General features: G+C 71.6%; 12 protein-coding genes. 11 read left to right on the top strand and 1 reads right to left on the bottom strand.

The window, feature by feature from the left end:
- Positions 1–32: 32 nt before the first annotated feature.
- Positions 33–1121, bottom strand: a complete 1089-nt coding sequence (locus tag ACZ7LU_RS02470) for a LacI family DNA-binding transcriptional regulator (protein WP_471148109.1) — start codon at positions 1119–1121, stop codon at positions 33–35.
- A gap of 213 nt (positions 1122–1334) precedes the next feature.
- On the opposite strand from ACZ7LU_RS02470, the gene ACZ7LU_RS02465 reads away from it, so the two are divergent.
- From ACZ7LU_RS02465 to ACZ7LU_RS02415, 11 genes are all read left to right on the top strand, one after another.
- Positions 1335–2672, top strand: a complete 1338-nt coding sequence (locus ACZ7LU_RS02465; RefSeq protein ID WP_471915429.1) for an ABC transporter substrate-binding protein — start codon at positions 1335–1337, stop codon at positions 2670–2672.
- 36 nt (positions 2673–2708) lie between these two features.
- Positions 2709–3638 (top strand): carbohydrate ABC transporter permease, encoded by a 930-nt coding sequence (locus ACZ7LU_RS02460; RefSeq protein ID WP_471915428.1) that lies wholly within the window; start codon positions 2709–2711, stop codon positions 3636–3638.
- A gap of 3 nt (positions 3639–3641) precedes the next feature.
- On the top strand, positions 3642–4589 hold the full coding sequence (locus tag ACZ7LU_RS02455; RefSeq protein WP_471915427.1) for a carbohydrate ABC transporter permease: 948 nt from the start codon (positions 3642–3644) through the stop codon (positions 4587–4589).
- A 77-nt stretch (positions 4590–4666) separates the two neighbouring features.
- Complete coding sequence (locus ACZ7LU_RS02450) at positions 4667–6430, top strand: beta-galactosidase (RefSeq protein ID WP_471915426.1); 1764 nt, start codon at positions 4667–4669, stop codon at positions 6428–6430.
- A 55-nt stretch (positions 6431–6485) separates the two neighbouring features.
- Positions 6486–8084 carry a glycoside hydrolase family 30 protein gene (locus tag ACZ7LU_RS02445; RefSeq protein ID WP_471915425.1) on the top strand — a complete coding sequence of 533 codons (1599 nt, stop codon included), beginning with the start codon at positions 6486–6488 and terminating at the stop codon, positions 8082–8084.
- A 139-nt stretch (positions 8085–8223) separates the two neighbouring features.
- The gene (locus tag ACZ7LU_RS02440) at positions 8224–12057 is read left to right on the top strand and encodes an NACHT and WD repeat domain-containing protein (RefSeq protein ID WP_471915424.1); all 3834 of its coding nucleotides are present in this window, start codon (positions 8224–8226) and stop codon (positions 12055–12057) included.
- 116 nt (positions 12058–12173) lie between these two features.
- Complete coding sequence (locus ACZ7LU_RS02435) at positions 12174–14465, top strand: ArnT family glycosyltransferase (protein WP_471915423.1); 2292 nt, start codon at positions 12174–12176, stop codon at positions 14463–14465.
- A gap of 730 nt (positions 14466–15195) precedes the next feature.
- Positions 15196–16803, top strand: coding sequence for a pyridoxal phosphate-dependent decarboxylase family protein (locus ACZ7LU_RS02430; RefSeq protein ID WP_471915422.1), 1608 nt, complete (start codon positions 15196–15198; stop codon positions 16801–16803).
- A 9-nt stretch (positions 16804–16812) separates the two neighbouring features.
- On the top strand, positions 16813–18390 hold the full coding sequence (locus ACZ7LU_RS02425; RefSeq protein ID WP_471915421.1) for a phenylacetate--CoA ligase family protein: 1578 nt from the start codon (positions 16813–16815) through the stop codon (positions 18388–18390).
- Positions 18391–18439: 49 nt separating this feature from the next.
- Entirely contained in the window at positions 18440–19039 is a 600-nt protein-coding gene (locus tag ACZ7LU_RS02420; RefSeq protein WP_471915420.1) for a hypothetical protein, read from the top strand.
- 49 nt (positions 19040–19088) lie between these two features.
- Positions 19089–19898, top strand: coding sequence for a hypothetical protein (locus ACZ7LU_RS02415; protein ID WP_471915419.1), 810 nt, complete (start codon positions 19089–19091; stop codon positions 19896–19898).
- Positions 19899–19912 lie beyond the last annotated feature (14 nt).

The following is a 19912-nucleotide window of genomic DNA, read 5'->3' as shown; positions in this document are numbered from 1 at the left end:
CTGTCGTGCTCGTGGGGTGCAAAGGCAGGCTGTCAGCGCGGGGCCGGCGCGGTGCTCTCGCGCACCACGAGCCGGGTCGGCACCAGGTCGGTGCCGGGGGTGGCCGGTGTCCGCTCGCGGATCTGCCGCAGCGCCTCCACCGCGCTCCTGCGTCCCACCTCCGTGAAGTCCTGGTGGACGGTGGTCAGCGGCGGGACGAAGTGGGCGGAGTCGGGGACGTCGTCGAAGCCGACCACGCTCACGTCCGCGGGGACGGACCTGCCCCGCTCGTGGAAGGCGCGCAGGAGGCCGAGCGCCATCTGGTCGTTGGCGGCGAACACGGCGGTGCAGTCCGGGACTTCGGCGAGGGCGAGGCCCGCCGCGTAGCCCGAATCGGCCGACCAGTCGCCGCCGAGCGGTTCGGGGACCCGGCGTCCGGCCTCCTCCAGGGTGGCGCGCCAGGTCCTCGCGCGGCGCTGGGCGGCGAACGACTCCTCGGGCCCCGCCACGTGCCAGACGGTCTCGTGGCCGAGGTCGAGCAGGTGGCGGACGGCGAGCCGGGCGCCGCCGACCTGGTCGGTGTCGACCACGCGGTAGCGGTCGCCGGAGTCGGTGTCCACCACGACGACGGGCACGCCGGGCGGCAGCGTCACCGTGCCCGCGTCGAGCAGGTGCACCTCGATGAAGACGATGACGGCGTCGACGGCGAGTTCGCCCATCCTCGTGAAGGCGCCGAGGACGTTGTCCTGGGTCGGCACGTCGATGGGGATCATCGTGATGGCGTATCCCTCCGACGCCGCGTGGGTGGAGATCGCGCCCACTGTCTGGCTGCGGCCCGTGGCGGAGAGGTTGAGGAGGATGACGCCGATGGTGTTGAACTGGCCGTAACGCAGGGCGCGTGCCGCGCTGTTGGGCCGGTAGCCCAGTTCGCGCATGGCTTCCAAGACCTGTTCGCGGGTGGCCGCGACCACGCCGGGGTGGCCGTTGGAGACCCGGGAGACCGTCTGGGACGAGACGCCCGCTCGCTTCGCGACGTCGGCCATGGACACGCGCTGCTTGCGCCGCCCGCCGGGGATGCCCGAGCCGCCGCGCTGCGCGCCGCCGTGGCCGGGCAGGGGGCTCCCCTCTTCGTGCAGCCCCATCGCCTCTCCTCCTCCACCTCGCGGACACCGCGTGGAACTTTACGTGTGAGAAACCTTGACCCGTCGATGTGACGGGTGCCACCGTACGCGCTACCGAAGTTTACGTAAACATTCCGCCCCGGCCGCTGCTTCGCCCGGCTCATGTTTACGTAACCACCACGTCTCCCCCGTCCCTCCTCCGCACCGCGCACGCGTACGAAAGGGAACACCACCATGGCCATATCCCGGCGTCAGGCCCTGCTGATGGGCGCCGCCCTGTCGGTCTCGCTGGCCGCGGGTGCCTGCGGCTCGTCCGACGAGGGCGGCTCGGGTGCCGAGCCGCTGTCCGACGCCGACCTGAAGGCCGCGCTGAAGGCCGGCGGCAGCCTCACCGTCTGGTCCTGGAACGAGCCGATGAAGCAGGTCACCGAGGACTTCATGGCCAAGTACCCCGAGGTGAAGGTCGACCTGGTCAACGCCGGTACGAACACCGACGAGTACACGGCACTCCAGAACGCCGTGAAGGCCGGCAAGGGCGTCCCGGACATCGCCATGATCGAGTACTACGCGCTGCCGCAGTTCACCCTCGCCAAGTCACTGGCGAATCTCGCGGACTTGGGTGCCGACAAGCTGAAGGGGTCCTTCACGCCCGGTCCCTGGGCCGCGGTGCGCGCCGGGACCGACGGGGTGTACGGGCTGCCGATGGACTCCGGCCCGATGGCCTTGTTCTACAACAAGGAAGTCTTCGACAAGCACAGGATCAAGGTGCCGGAGACCTGGGAGGAGTACTTCGCCGCCGCCGAGAAGCTGCACGCCGCTGATCCCAAGGCGTACATCACCAACGACACGGGCGACGCGGGCTTCACCACCAGCATGATCTGGCAGGCGGGCGGCAAGCCCTACACGGTCGACGGCACCGACGTCGGCGTGGACTTCACCGACGCGGGCAGCGAGAAGTTCGCCGCCTCCTGGCAGCGGCTCATCGACGACAAGCTCCTCGCGCCCGTCACGTCCTGGAGCGACGAGTGGTACAAGGGCCTCGGTGACGGCACCATCGCCACCCTGGTCATCGGCGCGTGGATGCCGTCCAGCCTGCAGTCCGGGGTCAAGGCCGCGGCGGGCAAGTGGCGCGTGGCACCCATGCCCCAGTGGGAGCGCGGCGCCGCCAAGTCCGCCGAGAACGGCGGAAGTTCGCTGGCCATCACGCAGGCCTGCGACCAGAAGGCGCTCGCGTACGCCTTCCTCGAGTACGCCACCGTCGGGGCGGGTGTGCGGACGCGCATCGACCAGGGCACGTTCCCCGCCACCACCGAGCACCTCGGCTCCCGGGCCTTCCGGAACAAGAAGGTCGCGTACTTCGGCGGCCAGCGGATCAACCAGGTCCTCGCCGAGTCGGCGAAGCAGGTCGTGCCCGGCTGGTCCTACCTGCCCTACCAGGTGTACGCGAACAGCGTCTTCAACGACACCGTCGGCAAGGCGTACGTCAGCGGCACCACCCTGCGGCAGGGCCTGAAGTCCTGGCAGGACGCGTCGGTCGAGTACGGCAAGGAGCAGGGCTTCACCGTCAAGTAGCCCACGCCCGGCCCAACCGAGGACACACCACACACCATGGCAACTCTGCACTCCGCGGCCGCGGGCCCGGCCCCCGCGCGACAGACGCTCACCGTACGCAACACGCGACGGTCCTGGACCGGCTGGGGGTTCATCGGCCCGTTCGCCCTCGTCTTCGCGCTGGTCTTCCTCGCCCCCATCGCCTACTCGGTCTATCTGAGCCTCTTCCAGGACCGGCTGATCGGCGGCACCTCCTTCGTGGGCCTGGACAACTACCAACGCGCCTTGCAGGACCGGGAGTTCTGGGAGGGCATCGGCCGGGTGGGTCTCTTCCTCGCCGTGCAGGTCCCGGTGATGCTGGGCCTCGCGCTGCTGGTGGCGCTGGCGCTGGACAGCGGCAGGCTGTACGGCAAGAGCTTCTTCCGGATCGCCATATTCCTGCCGTACGCCGTGCCGGCGGTGGTCGCCGCCCTCATGTGGGGCTTCCTCTACGGCACCCGGTTCGGCCTGGTCGGCGACCTCAACGACGCCCTGGACAGCACCCTGCCCGACCCGCTCTCGCCGGACCTCGTCCTCGCGTCCATCGGCAACATCGTGACGTGGGAGTTCGCGGGCTACAACATGCTCATCTTCTACTCCGCGCTGCGCGTCATCCCGCACTCGCTGTACGAGGCCGCGGAGATCGACGGCGCCGGGCAGCTCCGCGTCATCACCGCCATCAAACTGCCCGCCATCCGGGGCGCGTTGGCCATCGCCACCATCTTCTCGATCATCGGCAGCTTCCAGCTCTTCAACGAGCCGAGCATCCTGCAGAACCTGGCGCCGAACGCCATCACCACCTCGTACACCCCCAACCTCTACACCTACTCGCTGTCGTTCAACGGGCAGCAGCAGAACTACGCCGCGACCGTCGCCATCGTCATGGGCCTGATCACCATGGTGGTCGCCTACGTCGTCCAGCTGCGCGGCATGCGAAAGGCAGCGTGACCCATGGGCAGCCCCGCCACCCTCCCCTCCAAGGCCGCGCCCGCCCGTCACCCGCGCGGCGCGCCGCCCGCCCCCCGGCTGCGCTCCCGGCCGCGGCACAGCGTCGCCCGGCCCCGCCGCAGTGTGCTGCTGACCGCGCTCACCGGGCTCGTCGTGGTCTATTCGCTGCTGCCGCTGGTGTGGCTGGTGATCAGCGCCACCAAGACGCAGAAGGGCCTGGCCTCGTCCTTCGGCCTGTGGTTCGGCGGCGACTTCGCGCTGTGGGACAACATCACCGAGACGTTCACCTACGACGACGGCGTCTTCACCCGCTGGCTCCTCAACACCCTGCTGTACGTGGTGCTCGGCGCGGGCGGCGCCACCGTCCTCGCGGTCCTCGGCGGGTACGCCCTCGCCAAGTTCGCCTTCCCCGGCAAGCGCGCGGTCTTCGCGGTCGTCATCGGCGCGGTCGCCGTGCCCGGCACCGCCCTCGCGATCCCCACCTTCCTGATGTTCAGCGAGATGGGCCTGACCAACACGCCGTGGGCGGTCGTCATCCCGTCCCTCATCTCGCCGTTCGGCCTCTATCTGATGTGGGTCTTCGCCACCGAGGCCATTCCGACCGAGCTGATGGAGGCCGCCCGCGTGGACGGCGCGGGAGAGCTGCGCGTCTTCTGCCAGGTGTGTCTGCCGCAGCTGGCGCCCGGCATCGTGACGGTCCTGCTCTTCACGATGGTGCACACGTGGAACAACTACTTCCTGCCGCTCATCATGATCAAGGACCCGGACTGGTATCCGCTGCCCCTCGGCCTCAACGCCTGGAACGCGCAGGCGGCGACGGCCGGCGGCCGGCCCGTCTTCCACCTGGTCATCACCGGATCGCTGATCACCGTCCTGCCGCTCATCGCCGCGTTCCTGCTGCTCCAGAGGTACTGGCGGTCCGGCCTGGCCGCGGGCAGCGTCAAGGAATAGCCCTCCGCATCCGCCCCCCTCGCTCAGGCCTTCACGAACTTCCCCGTAGTCGCCCGTAGTCGAAGGAAAGATCCCGCATGCCCGCACTGACCACGACGTCCGACGGTTTCCTGCTGAACGGCGAGCCGTTCCGGATCGTCTCCGGCGCGATGCACTACTTCCGCGTGCACCCCGGCCAGTGGGCCGACCGGCTCCGCAAGGCGCGCCTGATGGGCCTCAACACCGTCGAGACGTACGTCCCGTGGAACCTCCACCAGCCCGACCCGGACGGCCCCGTCGTCCTCGACGGCCTCCTCGACCTGCCGGGCTATCTGCGGCTGGCCAAGGCCGAGGGCCTGCACGTCCTCCTGCGGCCCGGTCCCTACATCTGCGCCGAGTGGGACGGCGGCGGACTGCCCGCGTGGCTCACCGCGGACCCGGACATCGGGCTCCGCAGCAGCGACCCCCGGTTCACGGACGCGTTCGACCGCTACCTCGACCTGCTGCTCCCCGCGCTCCTGCCGCACATGGCGGCGTCCGGCGGCCCCGTCGTCGCCGTACAGGTCGAGAACGAGTACGGGGCCTACGGCAACGACTCCGCGTACCTGAAGCACCTGGAACTGGCCCTGCGCTCGCGCGGCGTCGAGGAGCTGCTGTTCACCTGCGACCAGACCGACGCCGAGCACCTGGCGGCCGGCACCCTGCCCGGCGCGCTCGCCACCGGCACCTTCGGCAGCCGCGTCACACCGTCCCTGGCCCGCCTCCGCGAGCACCAGCCCGAAGGGCCGCTGATGTGCGCGGAGTTCTGGATCGGCTGGTTCGACCACTGGGGCGAGCCGCACCACGTGCGGGACGCGGCCGACGCCGCCGCCGACCTCGACGCACTGCTCTCGGCGGGCGCCTCGGTCAACATCTACATGTTCCACGGCGGCACCAACTTCGCGTTCACCAACGGCGCCAACCACGACCACGCCTACTCCCCCATCGTCACCTCCTACGACTACGACGCCCCGCTCACCGAGTCCGGCGACCCCGGCCCGAAGTACCACGCCTTCCGGGAGGTCATCGCCCGCCACGCGCCGGTGCCAGCCGAGCCCGCCCCGGCGCCCGCCCCGAAACTCCCGCCCGCCATCGTCGAGTTGACGCGCCGTGCGCCGCTCCTGCCGTACGCGCGCGCCCTGGCCGAGCCCGTACGCGCGGACCTGCCGGTGACGATGGACGAGCTCGGGCTGCGGGCCGGGTACGTGCTCTACCGCACCACCCTGCCCGCGGCGGGCGACGGGCTGCTGCACTTCTCCGGCGGTGTCGGCGACCGCGCCCAGGTCTTCCTGGACGGCGCGCCCGTCGGCGTACTGGAACGCGAGCGGCACGAGGAGAGCCTGCCCGTCCGGGTGCCGCGCGCCGGTGCGGCCCTCGACGTGCTCGTGGAGAACATGGGCGGGGTCAACTACGGCCCCCGGATCGGCGCCCCGAAGGGCCTGCTCGGCCCGGTCTGCCTCAACGGCACCGTGCTGCGCGGCTGGGACTGCCACCCCCTGCCCCTCGACGACCTGGACGCGGTGCCCTTCACCCCCTCCAGGGCGGCCGGCGACTCGGTGCCCGCCTTCCACCACGGCACCTTCGATGTCACCACCCCGGCCGACACCTTCCTCTCGCTGCCCGGCTGGACCAAGGGCCAGGCCTGGGTCAACGGCTTCCACCTCGGCCGCTACTGGAACCGCGGGCCGCAGCGCACCCTGTACGTCCCCGCGCCCGTCCTGCGCCCCGGCGGCAACGACCTCGTCCTCCTGGAGCTGCAGGCCACCACCGGCACCCGGGCCCACCTGGTGACGGCCCCCGACCTCGGCCCGGTGACCCCCTGAAGGACCACACCGGCTGACGTGCACGGAATCCGATCCCGCCCCGGAAGGGAACGCAATGGCACACCGCACACGGCGTACGCGGCTGCTCACGGCCCTCGGCGCCACCGCCCTGGTCACCACGGCCGCTCTCGGCGCGGCCCCGCCCCGGCCCGCCGCCGCGACGGAGGACGGCACCGCCGCGGCCGTCACCGTCCGGCCCGACCCCGCCCTGGCCCAGGAGGATTTCGAGGGCTGGGGCACCAGTCTGGTCTGGTTCGCCAACGCCACCGGCGGCTACCCGGCCGAGATCCGCGAGAAGCTCGCCGCCCTCGTCTTCGGCGACAGCGGGCTCGGGCTCAACATCGCCCGCTACAACATCGGCGGCGGCAACGCCCCCGACGTCAAGGACTACCTCCGGCCCGGCGGAGCCGTCCAGGGCTGGTGGAAGGCGCCGGCGGGCACCACCCGCGAGGACACCGGCTGGTGGGACCCGGACGATCCCGGCGACTGGAACCGCCGCGCCGACAGGACACAGCGGTGGTGGGTCGACCGCATCAAGGGCGAGATCGACCACTGGGAGACGTTCAGCAACTCACCGCCCTGGTTCATGACGAAGAGCGGATACGTCTCCGGGGGCTTCGACGCCACGGAGGACCAGCTCAAGACCGAGTCCGTCGACGACTTCGCCGCCTATCTCACGGGCGCGACCGAACGCCTGGAGAAGGCACACGGGATCGAGGTCGACACGATCGACCCCTTCAACGAGCCCAACACCACCTACTGGAGCACCCGCCTCGGCCCCGACGGCCGGCCCGTCGGCGGGCGGCAGGAGGGGGCGCACATGGGCCCCGGACTCCAGCAGAAGGTGATCCGCGCGCTCGCCCCGGCGCTGGCGAAGTCCCGTACGGACGCGAAGATCTCGGCGATGGACGAGACCAACCCCACCCTGTTCGCCCAGAACTGGAACGCCTACCCCGCCGAGGTCCGCGACCTCGTCGACCAGCTCAACGTCCACACGTACGGCACCCGGGACCGCACCCTCGTACGGGACTTGGCGAAGGCGGCGAAGAAGCCGCTGTGGATGAGCGAGGTCGAAGGGGAGTGGGATCCGGACGGGCAGGACTTCACCGACATGAAGTCCGGCCTCGGCCTGGCCCAGCACATGGTCGACGACCTGCGCGAACTGGAGCCCTCGGCCTGGGTGTTCTGGCAGCCCGTCGAGGACTACAACAACATGAAGCCCGGCGGGGAGAGCGCGAAGGGCGGCAACTGGGGCAGCATCCAGCTCCCCTTCGACTGCACCGCCAAGGACACCCTGAAGACCTGCCCCATCAGGACCAACACCAAGTTCGACACCGCCCGCAACTTCACCCACACCATCCGGCCGGGCGACCGCCTCGTCACGGTAAACGACACCTCCAGCGCCGCGGCGGTGAGCGCCGACGGGAAGGGCGCCACCGTCGTCCACGTCAACTCCACCGGTCAGGAACGGGCCGTGACGGTGGACCTCTCGAAGTTCGACCACGTGGCGCCGGACGCCACCATGACCCCGATCGTCACCAGCGCGGGCGGAGCGCTCCAGAAGCGGGACCCCGTACCGGTCGCGGACGGACGCGCCACGTTCACCGTGCCGGCCGAGTCGGTCACCAGCTTCGTCGTCGACGGGGCTTCCTGACGGGCGTCGCTCCTGCTCCGTGACGTCCGCCCGGGAACAGGGGGCGGCAGGGCCTCCGTCGAGCTGAGCGGTCGGTGGATTGTCCGGTTCCGGTGGCTCGGCTGCGGGCGGCCGGGCCGGACAATGAGGGGCGGGGGTGATGGCGGTGCCGCGGGGTGAGCGTCCGCTGGAGGACGACGGTGGCATGCTGACCGAGTTCGCCGCCGACCTGCGGCGGTTGCGGGAGAAGGCGGGCAGTCCGCCGTACCGCAGGCTGGCCCGCGACGCCCACTACTCCTCGACGACGCTGGCCGACGCGGCAAGCGGCCGCAGACTGCCCAGCCTGCCCGTCACGCTCGCCTATGTGCGGGCCTGCGGCGGAGACGTGGCCGCCTGGGAGGACCGGTGGCGGGCGCTCGGTGCCCGGCTCGCGGCCGCGGACCGCGCGGACGAGGCACCCGGCGCAGGGGGCCGCGACCAGCGCGGTCCTTATGTGGGGCTCGCCGCGTTCCAGCCGGAGGACGCCGCCTGGTTCTTCGGGCGGGAGCAGCTGACCGACGACCTGGTCGAACGGGTGCGCTCCCGGCGCTTCCTGGCCGTGTTCGGTGCCTCCGGGTCGGGGAAGTCGTCGCTGCTGCGGGCCGGGCTGCTGCCCCGCGTCCGCGGGGACACCGGCGGCGACTCGGGGGCCGGGGCCGGGTGGGTCACCGTCCTGTTCGCACCCGGCGCCCACCCTCTGGAGGAGTGCGCCGCGCGGCTCGCCGCCGCCACCGACGGCTCGGCGACCGTTCTGCGCAGGGACCTCGCGACGGATCCGCGGGCCCTGCACCTGACCGTGCTGAAGGCCCTGGCCGGCCGACCGCCGGAGGCCGAACTCCTGCTGGTCGTCGACCAGTTCGAGGAGGTCTTCACGCTCTGCTCCGACGCCCGGGAGCGTACGCGGTTCATCACCGCGCTGCTCACGGCGGTCCGTGCGCCCAACAGCCGCACCCGCGTCGTACTGGGCGTACGCGCCGACTTCTACGCACGCTGCGCGCGCCACCCGGACCTCGTCGAGGCGTTGCGCGACGCCCAGTTGCTGGTGGGGCCGATGACCACCGACGAGCTGCGCCGCGCCATCAGCCGGCCCGCCGCGCGGGCGGGCTGCACCGTCGAGGGGGCGCTACTCGCCCGCGTGATCGCCGACGCCACCGGCCGCGCCACGGTCCTGCCGCTGGTCTCCCACGCGCTGCGCGAGACCTGGCGCAGGCGCCGCGGCAGCACGCTCGCCCTGTCCGGGTACGAGGCCGCGGGCGGCATCCGGCACGCCCTGGCCCAGACCGCGGAGGCGGTCCACGCCGGGCTCGACGGCGGTCAGCGGCGGCTGGCCCGGGACCTCCTGCTGCGCCTCGTCGCGATCGGCGAGGGCACCGACGCCACCCGGCGCCGCCTCGCCCGCGCCGATCTGGACTCCCTCGGCACCGACCCGGCCGACGTGCAGACGGTCCTCGACGCGCTGGCCGGGGCCCGTCTGATCACCCTGGACACGGAGACGGTCGAGCTCACCCACGAGGCCCTCCTTGAGGCCTGGCCACGGCTGCGGCAGTGGATCGACGAGGACCGAGCGAGGCTGCTGCTGCGTCAGCGGCTGAGCGACGCGGCGACCGCGTGGGAGCGGGAGCGCCGCGATCCGGGGGCGCTGTACCGCGGCACGCGGCTCGACGCCGCCGAGGACTCCTTCGCGGCCCCCGACAGCGGACTGACCACGCTGGAACGCGACTTCCTCACGGCGAGCGGTGCGGCCCGTGACCGGGAGCGCCTTGCCGCCGCCCGCACCACGCGGCGGTTGCGCCGGCTCACCTTCGCCCTGTCCGTCCTGCTCGTGCTCGCGCTCTTCTCCGGCCTGCTCGCCTGGGACCAGTACCGGACCAGTGAGGGCCACCGGCGGGAGGCCGTCGCCGAGCAGCGCAGCGCCCTCTCCCGGCAGCTCGCGGCGCAGTCGGCGGCGCTCCTCTCCGAGGAGTCCGACCTCGCCTCGCTCCTCGCTGTCTACGCCTACCGTGTCCGCCCCACCGCCGAGGCGACCTCCGGTCTCTTCGCCGCGGCCTCGCTCCCGCTCCAGCAGCGCATGACCGGGCACCGGGGCGACGTGCGGGCGGTGGCGTTCAGCGCCGACGGGCGGACCGTGGCGAGCGGGGGCCGGGACGGCACCGTACGCCTGTGGAACACGGTGACGGGCAAGACCCTGAAGGTGCTGAGGGGGCATCAGGGCCCGGTGTCGGCCGTGGCGTTCAGCCCGGACGGGCACGCGGTCGCGGGCGGTGGCGACGACGGGACCGTACGGCTGTGGAACACCGCCACCGGGGCGTCGCGCGCCATGGACACCGGGAGGCGGGGCGATGTGGGGGCGGTGGCGTTCAGTCCGGACGGCCGCACGGTGGCGGGCGGCGGGCAGGACGGCAGCGTACGGATGTGGGCGGTGGCCACGGGCAAGGAGCGGCGCGCGGCCAAGGACCGTCGAGGGGCGACGGGACATCAGGGGGCGGTCTCGGCCCTGGCGTTCAGCCCGGACGGGCGGACCGTGGCCAGCGGCGGGCGGGACGGAACCGTACGGCTGCGGAACACGAGGACCGGCGGGACGCGCGTCACGGAGACCGGGCGGCACAGCGCCGTGGAGTCGGTGGCGTTCAGCCCCGACGGCCGTACGGTGACCGGCGGCGCACGCGACGGCACGGTACGGGTGTGGGCGGTGGCCACCGGCAAGGAGCGCGGCGCGCTCGCCGAACGCCGGCGGGACGCCGAGTCGGTGGCGTTCAGCCCCGACCGGCGCACGGTGCTGAGCGGCGGGCACGACGGCACCGTTCGGCTGTGGGACGCGGCGACCGGGGCGCTGCGCGCCGTGCTGGCGGGGCACCGGGGGACGGTGTCCGCCGCGGCGTTCAGCCCGGACGGCGGCACGGTGGTCAGCGGGGGCCGGGACGGCACGGTGCGGCTGTGGGCGGTGGCCACCGGCAAGGAGCGCATCGCGGTGCCGGGACGGCAGGGGCCCGTCGGGTCGGTGGCGTTCAGCCCGGACGGGCGCACGGTGGCCGGTGGCGCACGCGACGGAACCGTACGGCTGTGGGACGCGGCCAACGGCAGGGTGCGGGACGTGCTGAGGGGGCATCGGGGTCCGGTGCGGTCGGTGGCGTTCGGTCCCGACGGCGACACCGTCGCCAGTGGGGGCGACGACGGGAACGTACGGCTGTGGGACGCGGCGACCGGTGATGCGCGCGGCATCCTGACGGGACATCAGGGGCCTGTGCGGTCGGTGGCGTTCAGCCCGGACGGGCGGACCGTCGCCGGGGGCGGTAACGACGGGAACGTACGCCTGTGGAACGCGGCGACCGGGGCACCCCGTGGTGTGTCGGAGGGGCAGCCGGGCACCGTGTGGTCGGTGGCGTTCGGGGCCGACGGGCACACCGTCGCCATCGGCGGCGACAAAGGGGCTCTTCGGCTGTGGGACGCCGCCACCGGGGAGACCCGATCGTTCCGCACGGGCGCCAAGTCCCCCGTGCGGACTGTGGCGTTCAGCCCGGATGGGCGCACCGTCGCCGGTGGCGGCGAGGACGGCACGGTACGGCTGTGGGACACCGCCACGGGCAAGACCCGCGTCACCCTGACGGGGAAGCTTCGCGGCGCGCAGTCGGTGGCGTTCAGCCCGGACGGGCGCACCGTCGCCGGGGGCGGCCGGGACGGCATGGTGCGGCTGTGGGACGCGGCCACGGGGCTGCAGAACTCCGTGCTGGCCGGGCACGAGGGCACGGTGTGGTCCGTGACGTTCAGCCCGGACGGACACACCGTCGCCAGCGGCGGCGACGACGGCACACTGCGCCTGTGGGGCGTGCTCCGCAACGCCGACGAGGCGATCGACAGGATCTGCCGCTCGCTCCGTAGGGACCTGACCCGGCAGGAACGCGACCGCTACCTCAACGCCCCGGGCGGTGAGTGGCCCCGCAGGGCGTGCGTGCGCTGACGCGACGTCAGGACGGCGCCGGGGCGCACGCGTTGCCCGGGGCTTGTTGTCCGGGGCTTGTTGTCCGGTGCCCGGCGGCCGACCCCGGACAACCCCGTACCGGTAGAAGCATGGCCATGACGTCTCTCACGACGACCGCGACCGGGACGGCCGGCCCCTCTCCGGGCCCGTCGCCACGGCGCCGGCTGCTGTTCTGGCGCTCCCCCGCCGACCAGCCCCGGTGGGCGCGGCCCGCGCTCCTCGGCATCGCCGCGCTCGCCGCGCTGCTCTACACCTGGAACATCACGAGCAGCGGCTTCACCCCCTACTACTCGGTGGCCGCGCGCAGCATGTCGGTGAGCTGGGAGGCGTTCCTGTTCACCAGCCTCGATCCGTCCGCCACGCTCACCCTGGACAAGATCGGCGGCTTCCTGTGGCCGCAGGCGCTCTCGGCGCGGATCTTCGGCTTCCACGACTGGGCGCTGACACTGCCCCAGTGCGTCATGGGTGTGATCTCCGTGCTGGTGATGTACCGGATGGTGCGCCGCTGGCAGGGGCCCGCCGCCGGGCTGCTCGCCGCGGGGCTGCTCACGGTGACGCCCGTGCTGGCCTCCATGTTCGGCCACGCCATGCTCGACGGCTCGCTCACCATGTGCCTCGTGCTCGCCGCCGACCAGTACCAGAAGGCGGTGGGCACCGCCCGGCTGCGGTCGCTGCTGCTGAGCGCCCTGTGGGTCGGGCTCGGCTTCCAGGCGAAGATGATGGAGGCCTGGATCATCGTGCCCGCGCTCTTCGTCGGCTATCTCGTTGCGGCGCCGGTCCGGCTGCGGCGCAGGATCGGCCAGCTGGCGGTGGCGGGCGTCGTGATGTTCTCGGTGTCGCTGTCCTGGGTGGCCCTGATGACCTTCACACCGGAGGACGACCGCCCGTACGCGGACGGCTCCACCGGCAACAGCGCGGCCGCGATGGTCTTCGGCTACAACGGCTTCAACCGGCTGCACGCGGGGCTGGTCGACGGGGCGGCGCCCGTCAGCAGCAACGGGCTCTGGGGCAGCGGCGGCCAGATGCGCAACCCCGCCCCGACCGACAGCGGGCCGGGACCCGGCGGGGCGGGCAAGGAGCGGGGCGGCGGGGCCCCGGGGCCGTCCGAGGGGCGGTCGGCCGGGCCGTCCGGCGCGCCGTCGGCCGGAACGCCCGGCGGCCCGGCCGACGCCGGTCCCGGAGGGCCGTCCGGCGCACCGTCGAACGGCGCCACCGGCGCACCGTCGTCCCAGGACGGCGGCCGGAACGGGCGGGCAGGCGCCACGCCCGCCGGCGCCACACCCTCAGGCGCCGAGGCCGGACGGGGGGCGCCGTCCAAGGCCGACCTGTGGCTCAAGCTGCTCCGCAGCCCCCGCCTCACACCTCAGATCGGCTGGCTGTATCCACTCGCGCTGATCTCCCTGGTGATCGGACTCGTGGGGCACCGCAAGGCCGCCCGCACCCACCAGGGCCGCGCCGGCCACCTGATGTGGGGCACCTGGCTCGTCACGGCGGCCGCGGTGCTCAGCGCCCTCGGCAACCTTCCCCACACCGCCTACGTGGCACTCCTCGCGCCCCCGCTCGTCGCCCTGTCCGCCGCCGGGACGGTCGCCCTGTGGCGCGCCCACCGCGCCGCGGCCGGCGGGCCGCGCGCCTGGGTCCTGCCTGCCGTCATCGTGATCGAGGTCGCCTGGACCGTCCATCTGGCGTCGCGGCACACCGACTTCGTCCCCTGGCTCGTCCCGCTCGTCGTGGTGGCCGCGCTCGGTGCCGTCGTCGCGCTCGGCCCGCTGCGGGGAACCACCCGCGGGACCGCACGCGCCGGGCTGCTCGTCGGCTGCGTCGCGATGTTCGCCGCGCCCACGGCATGGTCGCTGTCCGTACTGAACGAGCGGTACGCGGGGACCGTGGTCGACGCCCACGCCGGACCGGCCGAGGACATCCGGATCGCGACGGGGAAGCGCACCATACGCGCCGCCGACGTCAGCGTCCGCACCTCGCCGACGCCCGCGCAGAGCAGGCTGCTCGGCTACGTCCAGGAACGCGACGGCGCCGCGAAGTACACCCTGTCCACCGAGACGTGGGAAGCGTCGGCCCCGTACATCTACGCCGAAGGCGCCCCCGTGCTGCCGCTCGCCGGGCTGCACGCCGAGTCCGTCGCCCTCACCGAGTACCGCGAACTCGTCGCCACCGGCGACATCCGCTTCGCGCTGGTCAGCGACCAGGGCAAGAACACGTCGAAGATCAGCTCGTGGATCGCGTCGGCCTGCGCCGAGGTCGACCCGCGGGCGTACGGGGCACCGGGCGGCGACGACTCACGAGACCGAGGCACCCGGGACGAAGCCGCCCCCAAGGCGCCCGAGCAGACCCTGTACCGCTGCGCACCGTCGGACGCCACGAGCTCCTGACCGGGCGCACCACGACCACGCGGCGTGCTGGCCACGGCACGCCCCTTCGGAAACGGGGGAGGAGCGGTGGCCGCCCCGGCGAAACTGCCGCCGGTGCGGTCACCGCACCCCGCGTATTCGGCCCCGATCCGTTCGATATTCCCGTCCACCGGCGGTTTTCCGTGGCCGGATCCCCGTGACGGAGCGGCGAGTACCCGTCCCGAACAGGACGCCGCCCGGGCGGGGCGAGGGCGGCCCCGTGGACGGGGCGGAGAATGGCAGGAAACGTCTTGCACCGCCCGGCACCCGCCCCCGGTCCTGCGTTTCTGCCTATCTGCCGCGCACATGCCCACGGCATGGTGTCCGAAAAGGGTGGAGCGGCCGTGAAGTTCCCGATGCCTCCGGTTACGCATGGGACCACAGTTGATTGACAAACCATCAGGTGGTCCGCGCTCCCTTTCAGACAGACCCCGGACTTTCGATTTATCGTGGAATCCGAACCGCCTACGGTTGTTGCCGTGGGGGCAGGCACTGACCATGCCGGAGACACGGCCGCTGCGCAGACACATTCGAGGGGGAATCCGTGCGGCCGGCGCAGAACGCGCGCCGCCGGAAAGAGTTACCGTCCGGTTTGACCAGCCGGTCGGTAATTCCGCGCTCTGCCGCTCGATGAAACCTGCCCCCTGTCCGGCCGGCGCGCGCCGGAACAATCCATGTCGGGTTACACGGGGCTTTCCAAGGGGGGACCCTAGTGACGGAATCTCACGCGAGCGATCCCGAAGCGGAACGGAGGGGCTCACTGTCGGACCGGAGCGGCCTGTTGCTGGAAGCCTTTGATCCACAGCAGTTCCGGGAGCATTCGGAGACCGCGCTCGCGAAGCTGGAGAAACATCTGTCGGACCTGTCGATCAGGGGCCTTGAGCTGATCGAGCCCGCGACGCTGTCCCGGGCCGCGAGAGCTCTCATGACGACCGAGCACGAGAAGATCACCGCCTTCGACGAGGAGCGCCTGGCGGGGATCATCGACCTGTACGTCCGGACGGGCATCCAGGTGCACTCCCCCGGCTACATGGGGCGGCAGTTCTCCGGCGTCGTACCGCTCGCCGGTGTCATCGACTTCGTCAGCTCCGTTGTCAACCAGCCGGCCTCGTTCTACGAGGCGGGCCAGTTGCCCAGCGCCGTGGAGCGGATCATGGCCGAGGAGCTGAACCGCTTCATCGGGTGGGACCCGGACGGCTTCACCATGATCACGACGTCGGGCGGCTCCCTGGCCAACCTGACGGCCCTGCTCGCGGCCAGGAACGAGAAACTGCCCGGGTACTGGTCACAGGGGGGTTCCGCGGTGCGCGGGCAGCCCAGGCCGGCCATCGCGGTGGGCGCCGATGTCCACTACAGCGTGGCGCGGGCGGCCGGCGTGCTCGGCATCGGCGACGCCCAGCTCGTACGCCTGCCGCTCAACCGACAGCAGCAGATCTGCCCGAGCGAGGTGCGCGCCACCCTGGAGGCGGCCGAGCGGCAGAACCTCAAGGTGTTCTGCCTCGTCGCGTCGGCGGGCAGCACGTCGGTGGGCGCCTTCGACCCGCTCGACGAACTCGCCGAGGTGGCCCGCGAGAAGGACCTCTGGCTGCACGTCGACGGCGCGCACGGCGCGAGCCTGCTCGTCTCGGACACCCTCCGCGACCGGCTCCGCGGGATCGAGCAGGCCGACTCCCTGACCTGGGACGCGCACAAGATGATGTTCGTGCCCGCGCCCTGCACGATGCTCTTCTACCGGAACAAGGAGACCGCGCTCTCCGCATTCCGGCAGAAGGCCAGCTACGTCTTCGAGGAGGAGCAGGACGTCTACACCGCGTTCGACAGCGGGGGAAAGAACTTCGAGTGCACGAAGCGCCCGATGATCATGACCCTTTGGGCGCTGTGGGCCATTTACGGACGGGCCCTTTTCGCGGAGAAAATCGAGTACCTCTGCCAGTTGACGCGCGAGGCCCACGACACCCTGCGGGCCGACCCCGACTTCGAGACCCTGCACCGCCCGGAAGCGAACATCCTCTGCTTCCGCTACCACCCGCCCGGCCTCGACAAGAAGGACGTGCACCACCTGCAGATCGCCATCAGGAACCGCATCAAATTCGAGGGGAACTTCTTCATCTCGAAGGTGAACGACGACGGAGTGGCCGCGCTGCGCGTGGTCATGATGAACCACCGGATAACCGGCGAGCACTTCCGCATGCTGCTTTCCGAGATCAGAAGGACGGCCCAGGACCTGCTCACCGGCGAAGAAGCAACGGAAGCAGTCGCTGAAAAGTGCCCGGAAAAAGGAACAGCAAAAGGCACAGCAAAGGGAACGGGTAAAGCGTAGAGGGGACGGATGTTGAGTACATCTCACGCTCCACAGGCAACGCATGTTCCACTGCCCGCGCCGGCTCCCGGCGGCGCCCGCGAACTGGCCAACTGGCTCATCCCCGACTGGGAGCTGCAGCCGGAATCCGTCGAGGCCGTCACCGTACTCCCCTCCTTCGCGAGCAAGATGCGCGAGTGCGAGCGGGTCTGCCAGACGCTGTACAGCGAGATCCCGCACGAGATCCAGGACGCGGTCGTGCTGCGCCGCCTCCAGCAGATGGTGAACACCGTGCTCCTCAACCCGCTGTGGCGGGAGCGGCTGCGGGGCGCCGGCATCACGCACGCACCGCAGACGTACGAGGAGTGGCAGCGCATACCGCTGTCGGACAAGGACGTCCAGCGCGACTTCTTCATGGACACCCGGCCGGGCATGGTCGTGCCGCTCACCCGCGGCGAGTTCGAGATCGTCGCCAGCGGCGGCACCAGCGGCGGCAAGCCGCTCGAAGTCGTGTACGCCTTGCGCGAATTGAAGGACACGTACGAGATCGCGGGCCGCTTCATGGGGGCCTACCAACTCGCCCGGCACCTCGCGGGCACCGACCCCAAGTGGCTCTTCACCACGCTGGCGGACTACCAGATGTGGAGCAGCGGCACGATGGTCGGCGGCGTGCTCCAGCATGTGCCAGGCGTCAACTACGTGGGCGCCGGCCCCGTCACCGCCCCCGTCCTGGAGCACATGTTCTCCTACCGCGGCCCAAAGGCCCTGATGGGCATCTCCGCGGGCATCGCGATCCTCGCCGAACTCGGCGCGGGCATGCGCCAGGAGTACCGCGACAGCTTCCGCGTCGCCCTGTACGGCAGCGGAGTGCTGCCGCAGCGCAAGCGGGTGGAGCTGCAGGCGCTGTATCCGAACCTCGCGATCCTCAGCTACTTCGCCGCCACCCAGGCGGAGACCATCGGCCTGCAGCTCGACGCCGCGTCGCCCTGGCTCTCCGCGGTGCCGGGGCTGCACTTCATCGAGATCGTCGACGAGGAGGGCCGCCAGGTCCCCGAGGGCGAGGAGGGCGAGCTCGTCGTCACCCGCCTGCACGCGCACGAGACGCCGCTGCTGCGGCTGAAGCTCGGCGACCGGATGATCCACCGGCCCCGCACGGACGGACCCGGCCTGAAGACGCGGCAGTTCGAGTTCGCGGGACGCACCGGGGACGTACTGCACCTCAACGACAGCCAGTACTCGGCGGCGCGGGCCTACGCCGCGCTGCGCGACGAGCTGAAGGCGGCCGATGTGGTGGACCTGGACGCGGTGGCGCACGACGTCCAGTTCGTCAACCACCGGGAGGGCAGGACGATCACGCTGTACGCGGCGGTCGACGACGTGCTCGGTCTGACCTACCGCGCCGACACGGTGCTCGGCCCCTACGGCCTCCAACAAATCTTCGTGAACGCGCTGCCGCGCGCCCTGTCGCTGTTCAACCACGGCGAGGCGAACGCCGCGTCGATCGAGAGGACCGGATACACCCTCCAGCTCAAGTTCGTGCCCCGGCTGTCCGCCGAGATCGAGCGGACCGCCGTCGGAAAGGTCCCGCTGGTCCGGGACCGCGGCTAGGCACCCGAGAACAGGGAGTGGAATGAACAGGAGCGGAATGAAGTCGCAGGTGAACATTATCGCCGTCGTCGACGTCATCGGAGCGCTGTCGATCAAGTCGTTGTCCGACGGCAACCTCTGCATGGTGGACGACAGCGCGTTCGACAGCACCCACCAGGGCACGCCGAATCTCGTCACCGTCGTCAAGCCCGGCCAGGTCGTGTCCTGGACCGCGCTCGCCGTCGACCTGCAGACCCCGGTCGAGATCAAGAGCATCTCGTTCGCGCCCGCCGAGGGCCGGCAGGGGCAGCAGGGGTACGTCGGACAGCAGGGACAGCAGGGACACGTCCCGCCCGGCGGGCCCGCCGTCGCCACCGCCACGCCGAGCGCCCCCGGCATGGGCACGGCCGTCCCCGGCCCCACGGGCGCCCAGGCCCCCCAGGCCCCCCAAACCCCGCAGACCCCCCAGACCCAGCAAACCCCTCAACCCCACCAGCCCCACGCCTCGCAGGAATCCGACGGCGACAAGCTCGACCTCGACGTGTGGACCGGAGTGGTGCCGCACTGGATGACCCCGGGCGTGCCCTACCAGTACCGCCTCGAACTCCAGATGTACGAGGGCGCCAACAGCGTCATGACCATCGACTCTCCCGCGTTGATGTGTCGGTAGCGATCCGCACCACGACGGCAAGGCCGGGAACGACGACGAAGGCGGAATCATGCCCCAACAGTTGGCGATCATCGTGCTCGTGGACGTCGGCAACGCGCTGGCCACCAGCACGCTCGAAGGCAACACCTACCTGTTCGACAACATGAAGCTGCACGGCTCCGAGAACCAGGGGACCGGCGATCTCGTGACCGCGATCCACGGCTCCTACTGGCGGGACGGCTCGCAGGCCAGCGAGCAGGTCCTGAACTGGCTGCCGTACAGCCTGGGTTCCATCCCGCCGACCGTCCCGCGCGGCTACGAGGCCGAGCGGGCGCGGCAGACCGACGAGCAGGCGCTGGCCGAACTGCAGGAGCTCGCCGCCAAGTCGACGGTGCCGAGCGCCGACGCCGCCGCGGAGCTCAACCGCATCCGGCGGAGCGTGGGCACCCGGGTCAAGACCACCCGGCGCACCCGGGGCCGGCTGTCCGGGCAGAAGATCGTCGACGTCCAGGGCCAGGTCGTCACCGAGGACGCCACGGCGGCGGCCAGTCCCCCGGCGCCGGTGATCACCGACATCTACGGCGAGGCCGTGGACGCGAAGATCATGTATCCGGCGGAGTACGGCTCCCCGGACATGGTGACCGACGGCTGGTACTGGTCGGCGTCGGTCGACACGTCCCGCCCGGGGACGTACTCGTACATGATGCGCATCCAGCTGCACAAGCTGTCCCAGGCCAACGGCGAACTCCGGTGGGAGCCGGTGAACCTGACGTGCTCGTCGGCCCTGAAGATCACTTCCGAGCCGCGGCGCAACGCCTTCACCAAGGCGGGTCTGGGCCAGCTCCCCATCCCGCCCTCGCACCCGGCCCGCGGCGCCTGACCCCCACCGGACGA

The sequence above is a fragment of the Streptomyces sp. NPDC039462 genome (genome assembly GCF_055639375.1).
The sequence above is the reverse complement of the archived record's forward strand: the minus strand, read 5'-3'. Positions and strand labels throughout refer to the sequence as shown.